Consider the following 15,936-nt stretch of genomic DNA (forward strand, 5'->3'; position numbering starts at 1 on the left):
ACGGCCTTATATCGTGCTTGCACCCTGGTTGGGGTTCTGGCACCGCTTAAAGAATGAAACACCGTATTCTGGTTATGGGCGCTGGCGCATGGGGTACTGCGCTGGCCCTGCACGCCGCCCGCACCGGGGCACAGGTTTATTTGTGGGCGCGTAACCCTGCCCGCCTACCCTCTGGCGCCATGCCGCGCCTTCCAGATTTTCCACTCCCAGATTCCATCACCGTTTCCTCTGCGCCGCCACCGGCAGATGTGGCCTGCGCGCTTATGGTTATTCCCACCCAACACATGGCCTCTGTTCTGCCATTGGTGCCTGCGGGCGTGCCTGCTGTGCTGTGCTGCAAGGGCATAGAACGCAGCACGCTGGCTTTTCCGCTGGATGTGCTGCACCGGCTGCGGCCAGATGTGCCGGGGGCTGTACTTTCTGGCCCCAACTTTGCGCGCGAGGTTGCGGCAGACCTTCCGGCAGCATCTGTTGTGGCCTCCGCCAATATGGAACTGGCACGCAAGCTGGTGGATCTGCTCTCCACCCCGCGCCTGCGCCTTTATGCCAGCGCAGATATTACTGGCGTGCAGCTTGGGGGCGCGGCCAAAAACGTAATTGCCGTGGCGGCGGGCATTACCATTGGCGCCGGGTTGGGAGAAAACGCCCGCGCGGCCCTTATTACCCGTGGGTTGGCAGAAATAACCCGCCTTGGCGTGGCCTTGGGGGCACAACCCGCCACACTGGCTGGCCTTGCCGGGTTGGGAGACCTGCTGCTGACCTGCACGGGTGAGGCCTCGCGCAATTATCAGATGGGTTTGGCCCTTGGCCGCGGTAACGCCACCCAAACCGCACTGGCCACCCTGCCCGGCGTGGCAGAAGGTGTAACCACAGCAGATGCCCTTCTGGCGCTGGCCCACCAGCACAAGGTGGATGTGCCCATTACCGCCTGCATTGCCGCTTTTCTGGAAGGCAGGATCACGCTGCCACAAGCGCAGGAACAGCTTTTAACCCGCCCCCTGCGCACGGAACTTGATGCCCCCTGAACACGTTGCACCCTGACATTCACATGGATGTGAGAATTGTGATCTTTCCATGTCAGGCCTTGCACCATGCCTTTATCGTACCACGTGTAAAGGCAGCACTTGGCAGCAACCAGTGTGGTGTTGCCAAAAAGTGAAAACAGGAGGTTCGTTCAGACCATGAGCACAACCACAGCAAAAGCAGCCGCAGCTAAAGAAGCCCATATCAAGGAATATCTTGGCACGCCAACAGACCTGAAGGCCGATAAGGTAAAGGCCGTAGCAGGTGGCTTGTCTGAAGTTCTGGCCGATGTGTTTGCCCTGTATATTAAAACCAAGAACTTTCATTGGCATATGAGCGGCCGCCATTTTCGGGATTACCACCTGCTTTTGGATGAACAGAGCCAGCAGATTTTTGCCATGACAGACCCCATGGCCGAGCGCGCCCGCAAGATTGGTGGCACCACCTTGCACTCGGTTGGGGAAATTGCCCGCAAAACCAAAATTTCTGATAACGATGCCCTGTACGTCACCCCAGAGGACATGTTGGCAGAACTGCGGGAAGATAACCTTACCCTTACCAAGCGCCTGCGCGCCGTGCATGCCATTGCATCCGATGCCGGAGATGTGGCCACAACCAGCCTGCTAGAAAACTGGATTGATGAAACCGAACGCCGCACGTGGTTCCTGTTTGAAAGCACGCGCCCGGTTTTTGGCCATAATGAGTAAATATTCAGGGTAATATCTAAAAGTTTTAAAAAAGAACTTTTCAGAAAAGCGGTCCATCATCTGGGCCGCTTTTTATATTTTGCAATATACAGCCAACACCATATGTATAAGACCCATAAAACAAGTGCAGATATATTTTATAATACGTTGTAATATATGGGTTTTTATAAAAATCATGCCTGATTCACATTTATCACATATCTAATATTCGGATAGATTTTAAGTATCTTTCATAAATTTATTTAAGATTAACAAACACCTTAAATAAAAAGAGGGAAATTCCTAACTTTTGTGAATTTTTATATAACTTTTGTTGTTTAGAAAATATTAATGTATTGGTGCAAAAATAATTAAGAATTTCTTATCTAAATTAGCTGGTTTTAAGCCACCAGCATATTAGAAGGCTTAAAAACATGGCAGATGACGTAACAACCATTTCCTCCAACACAAGCTGGCTCAATTATAACGGCGGCGGCACTCAAGATTCTGACACTCCGCCAGATAATGCCACATCTGGTTTAGGCACAGGCCCAACTTTGAACGTTACCAATGGGGCTTTGCTAGAAATTTCCGGCTACCTGAACCTAAATGCAGCCACCCTTAATATTACAGATGGCGCCACAGTTTCCGTTGTTCCCAATGGTCTTTTAGGTGGTGACCTAACTAACGCTGCAGGCGGCACCGTTAACATTGATGGCGGCACCCTGACGCTCAGCAATGAATTCAATGGCAACCAGTCTGTTTATAATATCACCAACGGTACATTATCCGTTGGCAATGATTTCAACGGCAATCAGGCTGTTTACAATATTTACAAAGGTGGCGTGCTAGATGCCGGCACCAATTATTCCAACATCAATGCCGGGCGCTATAATATTGAAGGCGGCACGGTTATATTCTCCGGCATTGCCAATATTGATGGTGGCAACAAGATTGATTTCCACAACATCCCCGGTGGGCAACTTGTTATTGGCAGCACATCTTTAAGCGATCTTTCAGGGGATTCCCTGAATGTCGAAAACTTTGTGTATGGAGACCAGATCAAGATTGCCTCCAGCACATCTTATAGTGATGACACGTTGTCCACTGCCGTGAGTGGGGATGATCTGCTTATCCAGTCCACCGTTGATGGTAAAACCACCACGGTTGTGACCATTAAAGGCTATGCAACATCTTCCGCCGCCAATGTAGAGCCCGCCCCCACCGTAACCTACAGCGATGGCTACATTCTGTTTGGTGAACAAAGCGATACTGGCGCATGTTTTCTGGCTGGCAGCATGGTACGCACCCCGCAGGGTTCTGTTGCTGTAGAAAACATTCAGGCAGGTACAGATATTTTTGTATATGACTGGAAAAGCAACACAGAGACCACACAGCAGGTTACGTGGGCCGGGCAAGCTTTTACGGTTGTAAATTCCAGCCTGCCAGATGATGAAGCCGGATATCCCGTACGCATTCTAAAAGATGCTTTGGCAGACGGCACGCCTTACAAGGATATGCTGGTAACGGCAGAACATTGCCTGTTCTTTAACGGGCGGTTTGTACCTGCGCGTATGCTGGTAAACGGTGCTTCCATTTTTTACGATAAGTCCATCACCTCTTATCCATATTACCATGTGGAAACAGCAGAACATGCCGTTATCTCTGTTGATGGTGTGCTGACAGAAAGCTATCTGGATACAGGCAACCGCCGCAGCTTCCGCCAGAACAGCAAGGTTGTGCAGTTGCACAGCAAAACACGCACATGGGAAGAAGATGCCGCTGCCCCATTGGGTGTGGATGTTGATTTTGTAAAACCGCTTTTTGATAACTTCAAAAACCGTGCAAGCCATGTGGCTGGCAGCCAGACACCCGCCGTACCCGGCACACTCACCACAGACCCCAACCTGCACTTGGTTACGCAAACAGGTGCGGTTATTCGGCCTGTGCGCTGCGCCAACCAGCATTACAGCTTTATGCTGCCACCTGGCACACGGTCTGTTCAGATTGTTTCACGCGCAAGCCGCCCGGCAGATGTCATTGGGCCTTTTGTGGATGATCGCCGCCAGTTGGGTGTTGCTGTAGCCGATATTCAGCTTGTAACAGCCCGCCAGCATGCAACCCCTATTACGGCGCATCTTCAGCCTAACAAACCGGCTGGCTGGCATAATACAGGTTGGGCCGAATGTGCATGGACAAACGGCAACGCCACCCTGCCGCTAGATGCACAAACAGAGCATAACGACATTGCCATGCTTTCCATCACCCTTCTGGCAACGGGTTCCTATCCGCTTGCGGCAGAAGTGCAGGAAAACGTGCAGAGACACTCTGCCTGATAGGTTCTTAAACCTTTCAGATACAAAAAGAGGCCCTGCTTTTATAAACAGGGCCTCTTTTATTTTGTCATCTTCCTAGAGCTGCACAGCAAAAATATCTTTTTTTCCTGCGGCCCTAAAAGTTACTCGCCTTTGCTGTTCAGCCCTTTTTCCTGCCGGTAGCGGTCATAATACTCACCGGCCATGCGGCGTAGGGCGGCCCCTATGGCTGCGTATTGATACTCGTTCAGATTGGCTAGCGAGGCACGGGCCGAGGGGCGTTTCACAGCAAAACCATCACCCGGCAGAAGCACAACGCCTGTTTCCTCTGCAATGCGGAACAGGATTGTCTGGTAATCCATGCGCGTCATCAACCAGCGGGCAAAGCGGGTGCCATAAAGCTGTGTAACCACATTTACCAGATCAATCAGCGTGTAATAATGCGTGCTGCCAGCATCATCCGGGGCTTTTACGCCCAAGTCTCGATACAGGGCGAGTTCGCGCCGGTGCAGCAGGCGTTTGAGCGCGTTTTTATATGCATCGCGCCCGTCTATCAGCGCAAACAGGGCAAACAGCACCATCTGCACCTGCTGCGGGGTGGAAAGCCCAGCCGTGTGGTTAAGGGCCACGGTGCGGCTATCTGCCACCAGCCTGTCCAGAAACTTCAGGCCGCGCACATCTGGCGTAAGCGAGGCATAGCGTTTGTCCAGCTCCACCTTTTCGGCTTCTGGCAATGCGGCCAAGGCCTCGTCCAGCACGTTTTGCTCGTGCATGGCAATAACGCCCAGACGCCAGCCCGTAGAACCAAAATACTTGGAGAAGGAATACACCAGAATGGTGTTGTGCGGGCAGATGGCGTAAATGGAGCGGAAATCATCTGCAAACGTGCCGTACACATCATCTGTTACAATAATGAGGTCTGGCCGTTTTTTAACAATCTCGGCAATGCGGGCCAGCCCTTCATCACTTATGCGCACGGATGGCGGATTGCTGGGGTTGACCACCAGAAAGATCTTAACGGAGGGATCAAGCAGCTTGTCCAGCTCTTCATCCGGGTATTGCCACCCCTGTTCCGGGCTGGCGTTAATGGCCACTTCCTGCAACTGGTAATCACGCAGTTCGGGAATTTCCACATACGGGGTAAACACCGGCATACCAATGGCCGCTTTATCACCCGGCTTGATCAGCCCGTTTTCACGCAATGATGCAAAAATATAGCTAATGGCCGCCGTGCCACCTTCCAGCGCAAACAGGTTTGTTGTGCTTTCTGGCATGGTGCCGCCTGCCATTTCGTGCAGCAGGTAATGGCGTACCACTTTTTCCGTATAACGCAGCATGCGCGGCGGTGTGGGGTAATCACACCCTAAGATACCGGATGTAATTTCCAGCAAAAACTCATCTGCTGGCAGGCCAAGCTGGTCGCGCACATAAGATACGGCACGGCGCAAAAAGGAAATGCCCGGCACGTTCTGGTTATCTGCCAAAAAGGCCTCAAACCGTGCCTCTATGCCCTCACGCCGGGGCACGCCGCCCACGCCTTCGGCCATGTAGGAAAAGGTAAGTGCGGAATCCGCCGCAGCAAACATGCCAAGCTGAAAAAACCCTTGCCGGGGCAGCGTTGCCAGAAAATTGGGGTTGCCACGCCCGGCATCCAGCATGGCGCGCTGGGCACGGCCAGAGGCCAGTTTTATGAGTTCATCTTTCAATTCAAACGGGCTGAGATGACGAAATTTTTGATACGCATCCGGCGTGGTAGACATGCGGGGTTTCCTTCCTGCGGAACTTCTTGCCACCATCAGCTTGCATGTCCTGTTCTGTTATGACCAGTGGGAAAGTGTAAAAAACAGCGGTTTTGCCCCGCGCATGGGGTAAAGTTACACTTCTTCATTCGGCGGGAGTGGTGCAGAAAGGCGGCTGGCCACAGCCAGAAGCACCGCTGTAATGGGGGAGGCAAAAATAAAGCCCCACATGCCCAAAAACGCACCAAAAATTGTTTGCGAAAGAATGGTAAGCGCAGGCGGCATCCGCACCGCACGTTTCTGAATGAAGGGAGACATTACATACCCTTCAAACGTCTGGATGGCGGCATACAGCCCCGCCACCATCATGGCCTCACGCGGACCAACGGAAAGTGCAATTAGCAGCGCAGGCACGGCCCCGATAAACGTGCCCAGATACGGCACAAAATTGGCCAGCCCCGCCACCAGCCCCAAAGGCAACGCCAGCGGCATACCCAGCAGGGAAAGGCCGCTCCATGTCAAACACCCCACAACCGTCATATCCAGCATCTGCCCTGCTACCCAAGCGGTAAGGGCGTGGCCGGTTGTCAGCAGCACGGTGCGCATGGTGCTGCGGTAAGCCACGGGCGTTATGCGCAAAATGCCGTTGGCATACAGGTGGGGGGAAAGCGCAAAATACACCCCGGCAATAATAATCACCACCATGGTCCCTACCGAACCAAAGGTGGAGGTGAGCACGTTGGTCATGGAGCCTGCAAAATCCATGCCGTTATCTGTGCCCGCATGGCCATCGGGCACCATGTTGCCACCCAGAAAACGCGGAAAATGGTCTAGCACGGCATGGCCCAGCGGGTTGCTGTTCAGCATGTTGTGCAGGGCATCGCGTTCGCTGGTTAAGGCCTCATGCAGGTGCGAAAGCTGCACCATCAGTTCCGGGCCGGACACATGCACCACAAGGGAAAGCGCGCCCACAAGCACCAGCACAAACAGCATGACAGAAAACCACTGCGGAATATGCAGCAAGCGCGAGAGAACACGCGCTGCGGCATGCAGCACCACCGCCACAAGGGCAGAGGCAAATACCACCATCACCACAGCACCGCCGGAGCTTACAAACAGCCCTGCCGCCGTAACCGTAACCACCATAACTGCCAGCCGGTAAAAACGGCGCACCGTGTTTTCCAGCTTGTGAACAGATGCCTCCAGCCCCGCAAGCTGCGGTGCCTCTGGCACATGGGGCGCAGAAGCGGCTGGCGTTGTAATGGATGGGGTGGGGGCGCTGCTATCTGGCGGTTGCACGGCGTGTTTTCTCCTGCCTGCGGGGCGGAAGAACGGAGGGCGCATTGCACCTTCTGCCTACCACCGGCATTTGTGCCGTTGTGCTGCAAAATGGCGCCGCCCACACCCTTTTTTCTTGCAACGCAGGCTAAACGTGGCGGCCCACCCTGCCTGTTTTACCTGTTAACGTGCCAGATACATAAAAGGGCCACCCACTGGGCAGCCCTTATTATGAACAATCATGTTTTTATAAAATGATGCTTATTTCTTCTTACGCGTAGCGGCAGAGGGCGGCACGCCCAGCCAGTTTTCCATAACGGCCACGTTGCGCATGTTGGCCTTAAAGGCAATGTCCAGCAGATCACCCGCCACGGGCACCACATCCACTGCGGCTTCTATGGCAATATTGCCCACCATGCGCAGCAGGAGTTTAAGCGGCAGGCCCATGCGCCAGGCCTCCCACACCACATAAAAGGAAAGCAGGCCCATAACCGTGCTGCCACCGCCGGGCACCAGCCCCACAATGGCATCTGCCCCTACGCGCACACGGGTGCCGGGCAGCCTGATGGCGGCATCCAGCAACCACGCAAAACGCCGCACCCTTTTAAGGCGGCGCAATGCATCCGCAGAGGGCTGCCCGTTAGCAGACTGCCCACTATGAAAAGAGGAAAACCCGGTATGAGCCAGAGCGTGTGTTGTCATGCCCCTTTACGTAAGTAGGGGGCATAACGCTTTCAAGATGCCCAGCCGCTTGTATGGTCCATAGCTGTGGCGCCACCAGCAGATGTTGCCCGCTGCGGATCTGGCCTGAAATCCAGCGCCAGACCGTTCATGCAATAGCGCTGGCCTGTTGGGGGCGGACCATCGGGAAAGACATGGCCCAGATGCCCTTCACACTGTGCGCAATGGGCTTCTGTGCGCACCATGCCGTGGCTGGTATCTTTATGCGTGGCAACGGCATTGGGTTCTGCCGCCCAGAAGGAAGGCCAGCCGCTGCCGCTTTCATACTTGGTGGCAGAACGGAACAGCAAAGACCCACAAGCCGCGCAATGATACGCACCCTCGCGCTTTTCATGGTTCAGCGGGCTGGAGCCGGGATACTCCGTTCCGTGGCCAAACAGAATCTGCTCCTGCTCTGGCGTAAGCGGGCCACGCGGGCCGCACCCACCGGCACCGCAGCTGCCTGATAAAGAATCTGACATGGCTAATCGCCTTTCCTGCCGTGTTTACAATTATACATTATGGCACCAACAACGCGCATGGCTATAGCTTGGTACCTTCACACTCTAGCGACCATCAGAACCCGCACCGTTACAAAAATAGAGCCCACCCCATTGCATGTGCCCCTCTATACCGGCACCACATGACATATGGTTGATGCACACTCCCCCGCCCCTGTTCTGGTTCTGCTGCGAGATGATTACCGCGTGGCCGATAACCCCGCCCTGCACGCAGCCTGTGCCACCGGGCAACCCGTATTGTGCGCATATGTGCAGGATGCCGCTTTGCAGGATGCCACTGGCACCCGCATTGCAGATTGGGCACAGGCGGCCTGTGCCCAACTGGCCGCTAGTTTGCACGAACAGGGGCAAACCCTGTTTATGCTCTCCGGGCCAACGCGGCTTTCTGTTCCCGCATTGGCGCAGGCCGTAAATGCCACAGATGTGTTCTGGAACCGCCGGTACGATGCCCCCGGCATTGCCGCAGATACGGATGTGCATGCCAGCCTGAAAAAACAGGGCGTGACCGTACATTCCTGCACGGGCCGCCTGTTGTTTGAACCCTGGGCCATACGCACACAGGCCGGCCAGCCTTACCGTGTGTTTACAGCATGGTGGCGCGCTGCGCGGAATTTGCCAGAACCGCCGCCCCCACTGCCTGCTCCAGATATGCACGGCAAAAACTATGCGCCCGTCCGCACCCTTACGCTGCCCGATGGTGTGCGCCTGCACCGTGTTGGCACAAAGCCCCCTGCTCTGCCTCCCGGCTGGACAAGTGGAGAAAAAGCCGCCCACGCCAACCTGCACCGGTTTATAGAAAACGCACTGGCAGATTACGAAACACAGCGCGATAGAGCAGATGCCCCGCATGGTACATCTCTGCTTTCACCTTATATTCGGGTGGGGCAGATTTCTGTACGGCAGATCTGGCACGCCATACGCCATGCTGAACACCAGAACCCACACCTAGCCACCGCTGCCGAAAAGTTTTTGGCAGAACTGGGCTGGCGTGATTTTGCGTGGATGCAGATGTTCACCACGCCCGACCTTGCCACTCGCAACCTGCGTGCGGAATTTGACCACATGCCGTGGCGGGCAGATGCCGCAGATCTGGCTGCGTGGCAGCAAGGGCAAACGGGGTTTCCGCTGGTGGATGCCGGAATGCGCCAACTGGCCCGCACGGGCTGGATGCACAACCGCGTGCGCATGGTTGTGGCCTCCTTTTTAACCAAACATCTGCTAACAGACTGGCGAGAAGGCGAACGCTGGTTTTACGCCCAGCTTTTGGATGCAGATGCCGCCGTAAACGCCATGAACTGGCAATGGGGCGCTGGCACGGGCATTGATGCCGCCCCGTGGTTTCGTATTTTCAACCCGGTGGGGCAATCTGAAAAATATGATCCAGCAGGCCAGTATATTCGCACATGGGTGCCGGAACTGGTGGCGCTGGATAACAAAACCATTCACACACCGTGGAAAAGCACGCAACGCTTAAAGTATCCGGCCCCGATTGTGGACCTTAAACTGGGCCGCCTGCGTGCCTTGGAGTGCTGGAAAAACCTGCCCAAATAATAAACAGGCCCTACCCCCGTAAGAGATAGAGCCTGTTCTTAATGGTAACTTTTAAAATCAGGCAGAAAGAACCTGTACCTGTTTTTCTGATTCATCCAGCAGGTATGGGCCTGCGGCGCGAACAGTCAGAGACAGAAGGCCCATGCTTCCTTTGGTGAAATCACCCAAGGGCAGCACGGCGTTGCCGTTTGTCCATGCACAATCTGTCCAGTCCGTATCATGCCAGCCTTCGGGCTTGTGGGCCTGAAGATGCGCTGTGATGGGATGCAGCTTTTTGGCAGTGATAAAATGCACATCTGCCACAGCCACACCCATCTGGCGCCGATCATCCACAAACGGGCCGATCACATCTGCCGGGCGGCTAGCGCGGGAAACAATGCGCACAGATTGCGTATTGGCAGGCAGCATAAAGCTGTAACGCTGGCCTTCATGCCGCATGGGGCGAATAATGGCCCCTGCCTGCGTAACCAGATGCAGGTTGGGATCTGCCACCACAACGGCCTGTTCTGTAGGCATCTGGCAACCGGTTACGCTGTTTTCACGCGCTTCCAGCTTGTAGAACAGAGGTTCAACAAAAGCACGATCCACACAAAGCGGTGCACCTGCATCTTCTACCCAGCTCTGCACTGCGCCACGTAGCGTTGCAACCTTACCTTCCTGACGGAAAGCGCGGCGGTTACCGGTATCCAGATAGCTTTCTGTGAGCATGCCATCAGCCGTGATGACGGAATGCTGCTCTGTTTCCACATGGTAGTAATCGTAAGAAGTGATGGATTTATCGTAAAAGATGGAAACCCCGTTTACCAGCATACGCACCGGCACAAACTTGCCCTCAAAAAACAGGCAATGTTCGGCGGTAATCAGCATATCCTTGTAAGGCACGCCATCGGCAATGGCATCCTTAAGAACGCGCACAGGGTATCCGGCTTCATCATCCGGCAGCCCAGCCCGCACCATGGCGTGTGCCTTGCCAACCCATACAACCGGGTGTGTGACTTCCCTGTTATGTTTCCAATCAAACGTAACAAGCTGATCACCAATCTGGATATCTTCTACCGCAACATCACCTTCGGAGGTGCGGATCATGCTGCCAGCAAGGAAGCATGTCACAATTGTAGTGCCGCCCTGGTTATCATTAACCAGATTGAAACCCGTTTCTTCAACATTCGGTATGTTCAGCGTGACAGTATATGTATCACCTGTTGTGGCATCTTTTGTTGTGATCGCAACAGTATTTTTGTCAGCATATACCCATTTTGCATTATCAAATGTCACATACTGCAGATCAATCTGGCTGTCTTTGGTCCAACCGTTAATGGTTGTCGTAACATTTGTATCTGTAGAGGTATTCAGCCCGGTAATTGTTAAACCACTTGTATAGCCGTCTCCCAGATCAACAGTGCCGCCTGTATTGCCCGTGATAGAAGCCGTGGCACCACTTGAGAGTGTGAGCGTGTCCGTTAACGTCGCGCCGGAACTAAAATTAACCGTGCCACCGGATGAAACCGTAACATCAGCAACAGATCCGCCCGTAATAGCTCCGGAACCACCAGAAGCAATGTTGATATCGGAAACTGTTCCGCCGCTTACGTTGGCATGTCCATTATTATTAATGTTAATAATGCCATCTACTGTGCCAGCAGACACAGTCATGGTAGCGCCACTCTGGAACGTGCCACCAGACAGTGTGCCGCCAGTCATTGTAATACCACCGCCTGTTGCGGAAAGGTTATTTACAGTGCCGCTAATAAGGGTGACGTTACCGTAATCGTGCGTTGTGGCATCTGTAACCGTGCCGCCATCAACCTCAATGGTACCTTGTGTGCCGTCATCAGTACCTGAAGCAAATACACCAGAAGCTGTAGCGCCAGAATCAATCTGGATTTTTCCATCATAGATGGAGCCGCCAGAAATATATCCATCAACCTGTGTGAAACCCGATACTATCGTTGTATCGTAAGCAGAGCCCCCAGCAGAAACCCACAGGCTGCCATCCGTTGCATTTATGTTGGAAATAACACCGCCTTTAGAAACCCGTATCTGGCCGCCATTGCTCAGTGTTCCGCCAGAAAAAATGCCATCTACAAAAACACTGCCACCATCAATAGTGTTTCCGTAAGCACTTGCATTGCTATTCACATACAATGATGCACTTGTACCGTTAACAGTCGTGCCTGAGGCCGTTCCACCATCCAGAACTGTCAGCTTACCATTGTTAAGAGTGGTGCCAGAAACATACCCGCCTGCAGACATGTCTCCGCCAGATGCAACCGTGGTGGTTGTGGCACTCCCGTTGGCATCGACATAAAATTCGCCACCATTGATGATTGTATTTGTTGCGCTTGCCGGGCCACCACTTAGAGCAACTTCAAATCTAGCTCCGCTTTCCACGGTGGCATGGTCAACAGTTCCCTGTTCTGCCAAAATTTTACCACCGGATGAGGCAGTAATTCCGCTGGCAATAGCGTTGGTGCCCTTGGCATCAATTGTGCCGCCAGAATCAACTGTGCCACCATTTACGGTGCCATCATTAATAATAAGGTAACCCTTACCATCAAGATTGCTCGTATTGGAAACATCTGCCGTATTAATGGTAGCGCCGTCATTTACCTCAACGTATCCGCCATCTAATGTCAGCCCGTTAAGGGTGGCGCCACTATCTACCGCAATATATCCACCACTATTGGCTGTCCAATTTGAGGCCGTGCCACCATAGACATACCCATTGCCACCTGCGGCACTAATGTTTGTAGCCGTTCCGCCAGCATCTACTTCAATACTATCGCTGCCGGTTACGTAAACATTACTGATAGAGTCACCATATGTATCGCTGGGAATTTTTGCATTCCCAGTAATCTGAGATGGATTTGTTGTATCACTCATTTTCATTAGGCTTTCTGTGTCAGGATATGCTTGCACTGCTCAATCACCTGTTGTGCCGTGATCAGTCGGGTGCATTCGAACTGCCTTGGCGTTCCTGCATGACGCGGGCACCACAGGAAATCCTGGTGATTGAAGCGCTCTTTGGGGTCATTCCAGCACGAATTGCAGGTGTGCCAGTTAATGACCCGATAAGGCGTATGAAACTCAGTGGTAGGATGGCTGAAGCCCGCGATCATGAGCACAGGTGTGCCGGCGGACCACGCAAGCCATGACAGGCCAGAACCAAGACCAATAAAAAACGCGGCATGCTTGAGCCAACGAGCACGTTCTGCCAACGGGCGGTTGCCTGTCTGGTCTTCCACCCCATAGGGGATGTGGTTCCAGACAATACCTGTACCGTGGACCTTTTCCCGATCAATGCAGATAACCCGATAGCCCTGCGCCTTTAGCCAGGAAACAACTTCCCCCCACCCATTCGGATTATTCCAGTATTTGGCCTGAGATGAAGCCTGCGCAGCAATACAGACATAAGGCTCTGCAATGGGGCGGCCTTCATCGGGAAAGCTTATACGCGCTGGTTCTTCATCCGGGTTCACACCCAAGATGTAAGCTGCTGTTTTATGCAGCCCAACCAGCCTGAAATCTGTGGGTTGCCAATCACAGGCTACATCATCAAAAAACAGGCCCAGATAATAGGTAGCGTAAGCGTTTTGCGTGAGCGCTTGCTGCGTGACCTCTTCTGGCGTGAAAAATTCAATATCTGGATACGCCTCTTTAAAAAGAGGTCTGATCAGATCTGAAAGAGCGCAGGTTACGCGGGCCTGATGCTTGGCTGCAAAGCGGGCCGCATATGGCATCCATGCCAGAGTATCTCCCAGCGTGCCGACCGGGAAAAGAATAAGAACGTTTTGTCCCGTCACATCCATTTCATGCGTGAAAACAAGCTGTTCTTCGGGCTGGGTTTCTTTCCAAACCTGTATGCCAAAACGCACAAACCAACGTTTGGCAGAACGGACAAAGGCATCTTCCAGACCACCTTTTTCAAAAAGGATATTGCCCGTATCCAAATCTGTTAAACGAATATGCCATGTTCCGTTATCGGGTTTGGGCAACAAAACCCGGCACCCCTCATTAAAATCATACAAAATGCCTTCGGGCCCTACCTGTGTCGGGGTTGTGGCCACGGGAGGATAAGGTGCTTTTGCTGGTTGTGGATTTTCGGCTTTTGGTGCGGAAGATGCAGTTTGTTCTGAATTAGAAATGGAAAGTGCATCCAAATTTTCGCTCATCATAAATTATGCCTGCTTCCAAAACTGTTATGTGCGCAAAAGCCCGCGAAAAATCAGGCACTTCGTTAAAATATATTTGCACCCTAGAATCTAAATTCTTGTTAGACAAACAAAAACCACAATGCAACCAAAAAACAAACACATTTCGTGATATTAATAACGTACCAAAATAGTCCAATATAACTTTGCTGTTCTTAACTAGAAAAAATAAGGACGGGTGCATTCTGTAGCAGAATCACCTATCAACATATTACCTAAACATTACGTACAATAATGCGCAACACCCCGTGGTTTGTATGCATGGCAGATATGGGGCCAAACATTATTGACTGCCACCACACAACAACATGCACCTAAGCGGTTGATCTTTTATAGCGGCAAAACTACGCTTACCTTGTTTTTCCAAAACAGCTTTAGTGCAGCTACATCATGCCAAAACCTTTACGCCTGATATGACATTTGCCGATCTGCTGGTCATGCTGGCGTATCTAACTGCCCTGCCCCTTCTGGCGTTGGGGCTTGCTGGCCGCCAGACCTCCGCCACCGCATACCTTGAAGGGCATGGTGATCTGCCGTGGTGGGCGCTGTGCCTGTCCCTTGTGGCAACAGAAACCTCCACCCTTACGCTTATCAGCGTGCCGGGCATTGCCTATGGCAGCGGCATGGTTTTTGTGGGGTTGGCGCTGGGGTATCTGATAGGCCGCGCCATTGTGGCATGGAAATTTCTACCCCTTTACCAGTCCGGCAAAATGCTGAGCGCGTATGATTGGCTGGGCCAGCGCTTTGGCGCTTCCATGCAGCGCATGGCGTCCTCCACATTCCTCATCACCCGTTTGCTGGCCGAGGCGGTGCGCCTGTTTGCAGGCATGTTGCCTTTAGCCGCCATGCTGGATGCCACACATATGGGCCTGCCCCATGCCGTGCTGCTGGGCGGCATTATGCTTGTTACGCTGTTTTATACGCTGTGCGGTGGCCTGCGCGCTGTTGTGTGGTCAGACAGTATTCAGTTTGGGCTGTATCTGTTTGGCTCTGCGGCCTGCCTTGCGCTACTATGGCACGCGGCCCCTGCTGGCGTTCTGCACACACTGCATGCTGCCGGGCGGTTTGATTTGTTTATTGGCCACACGCCACCTTTCACAAGTTCTTTTACGCCTCTGGCGGCTCTTTTGGGTGGCACGGTGCTTTCCGTGGCCTCGCACGGAACAGATCAGCTTATGGTGCAACGCGTGCTGGCAGCCCGCTGCCTGCGTGATGCCCGGCTGGCCCTTATGGGCAGTGCTGTGGGTGTGGGCCTTTTGTTTGCCCTGCTTTCTGGCGTGGGCGTGCTGCTATGGGTGCATCATGGTGGGGCTACCCTGCATCAGGCCGGGTTTGCCGCGCCGGATGCTGTTTTTCCCGCCTATATTGCGCAGGAACTGCCCTCCGGCCTGCGCGGGCTGATGCTGGCTGGCGTGCTGGCAGCCACCATGGGGTCTCTCTCCGCCACGCTTTCCGCCATGACAGCCGCCACTGTGGGAGACTTTGCAGCCCCCTGCGCATGGGCTGCCCGCAGGCTTGGCCTTTCCGGCCTTGGGTTTGCACGGGTTATCACCCTATTCTGGTCTGGGGCGTTAGTGCTTTGCGCGGGCATGTTTGCACAGGGCAGCCAATCTGCCGTGCTTGTGGGGCTTTCCATTGCCGCATGTGGGTATGGCCCCATGCTTGCCAGCTTTATAGCGGGCATGGCGTGGCCCGGTTTAAAAGCCCGCACCCTAGCCCCCGCCTTTGGCCTGAGTGTACCGCTTATGGTGCTGGCCATGATGTATCTGCACCCCTACGGCAAACCCCTGGCGTTTGTCTGGCTGATTGTGCTGGGCATGATCACACTGTTTGGGCTGGTCGGCCTGCGCTATGTGATGCAGAAGAAAAGTCACCGTTAGTTTTATAAAGGT

The 15,936-nt window shown here is 53.5% G+C and carries 11 protein-coding genes; 5 read left to right on the plus strand and 6 right to left on the minus strand.

What is annotated here, in order from left to right:
- Nucleotides 1-53: 53 nt before the first annotated feature.
- The 3 genes from FCN51_RS17090 (at nucleotide 54) to FCN51_RS17100 (ending at nucleotide 4,045) form a co-directional block, all read left to right on the plus strand.
- Entirely contained in the window at nucleotides 54-1,025 is a 972-nt protein-coding gene (locus FCN51_RS17090; protein WP_160256436.1) for an NAD(P)H-dependent glycerol-3-phosphate dehydrogenase, read from the plus strand.
- Nucleotides 1,026-1,181: 156 nt separating this feature from the next.
- Nucleotides 1,182-1,730: a Dps family protein gene (locus FCN51_RS17095; RefSeq protein WP_003626015.1), complete on the plus strand. Its 549-nt coding sequence runs from the start codon at nucleotides 1,182-1,184 to the stop codon at nucleotides 1,728-1,730.
- A gap of 413 nt (nucleotides 1,731-2,143) precedes the next feature.
- Nucleotides 2,144-4,045 carry a Hint domain-containing protein gene (locus FCN51_RS17100; RefSeq protein ID WP_160256437.1) on the plus strand — a complete coding sequence of 634 codons (1,902 nt, stop codon included), beginning with the start codon at nucleotides 2,144-2,146 and terminating at the stop codon, nucleotides 4,043-4,045.
- 122 nt (nucleotides 4,046-4,167) lie between these two features.
- On the opposite strand, the gene FCN51_RS17105 is transcribed toward FCN51_RS17100, so the two are convergent.
- The 4 genes from FCN51_RS17105 to msrB all read right to left on the minus strand — a co-directional run bounded on the left by FCN51_RS17105 (nucleotide 4,168) and on the right by msrB (nucleotide 8,243).
- Entirely contained in the window at nucleotides 4,168-5,784 is a 1,617-nt protein-coding gene (locus FCN51_RS17105; protein ID WP_003627107.1) for a bifunctional aspartate transaminase/aspartate 4-decarboxylase, read from the minus strand.
- A 114-nt stretch (nucleotides 5,785-5,898) separates the two neighbouring features.
- A complete protein-coding gene (locus FCN51_RS17110) occupies nucleotides 5,899-7,107 on the minus strand; it encodes an AI-2E family transporter (RefSeq protein ID WP_124295029.1) in 1,209 nt (402 codons plus the stop codon).
- Between the two features lie 195 nt (nucleotides 7,108-7,302).
- On the minus strand, nucleotides 7,303-7,743 hold the full coding sequence (locus FCN51_RS17115; protein ID WP_160256438.1) for a DUF4112 domain-containing protein: 441 nt from the start codon (nucleotides 7,741-7,743) through the stop codon (nucleotides 7,303-7,305).
- 32 nt (nucleotides 7,744-7,775) lie between these two features.
- Nucleotides 7,776-8,243: a peptide-methionine (R)-S-oxide reductase MsrB gene (gene msrB / locus FCN51_RS17120; protein WP_003627097.1), complete on the minus strand. Its 468-nt coding sequence runs from the start codon at nucleotides 8,241-8,243 to the stop codon at nucleotides 7,776-7,778.
- Between the two features lie 168 nt (nucleotides 8,244-8,411).
- Between msrB and FCN51_RS17125 the strand changes: the two genes are divergently transcribed.
- Nucleotides 8,412-9,833 (plus strand): cryptochrome/photolyase family protein, encoded by a 1,422-nt coding sequence (locus FCN51_RS17125; RefSeq protein WP_160256439.1) that lies wholly within the window; start codon nucleotides 8,412-8,414, stop codon nucleotides 9,831-9,833.
- Nucleotides 9,834-9,890: 57 nt separating this feature from the next.
- On the opposite strand, the gene FCN51_RS17130 is transcribed toward FCN51_RS17125, so the two are convergent.
- Nucleotides 9,891-12,716, minus strand: coding sequence for a Hint domain-containing protein (locus FCN51_RS17130; protein WP_236661355.1), 2,826 nt, complete (start codon nucleotides 12,714-12,716; stop codon nucleotides 9,891-9,893).
- A 5-nt stretch (nucleotides 12,717-12,721) separates the two neighbouring features.
- Complete coding sequence (locus FCN51_RS17135; protein ID WP_160256440.1) at nucleotides 12,722-14,008, minus strand: autotransporter strand-loop-strand O-heptosyltransferase; 1,287 nt, start codon at nucleotides 14,006-14,008, stop codon at nucleotides 12,722-12,724.
- A gap of 449 nt (nucleotides 14,009-14,457) precedes the next feature.
- Between FCN51_RS17135 and FCN51_RS17140 the strand changes: the two genes are divergently transcribed.
- Nucleotides 14,458-15,924, plus strand: coding sequence for a sodium:solute symporter (locus tag FCN51_RS17140; RefSeq protein ID WP_408863979.1), 1,467 nt, complete (start codon nucleotides 14,458-14,460; stop codon nucleotides 15,922-15,924).
- Nucleotides 15,925-15,936 lie beyond the last annotated feature (12 nt).

The sequence above is a fragment of the Acetobacter pasteurianus genome (assembly GCF_009914215.2).
Lineage (GTDB): Bacteria > Pseudomonadota > Alphaproteobacteria > Acetobacterales > Acetobacteraceae > Acetobacter > Acetobacter pasteurianus.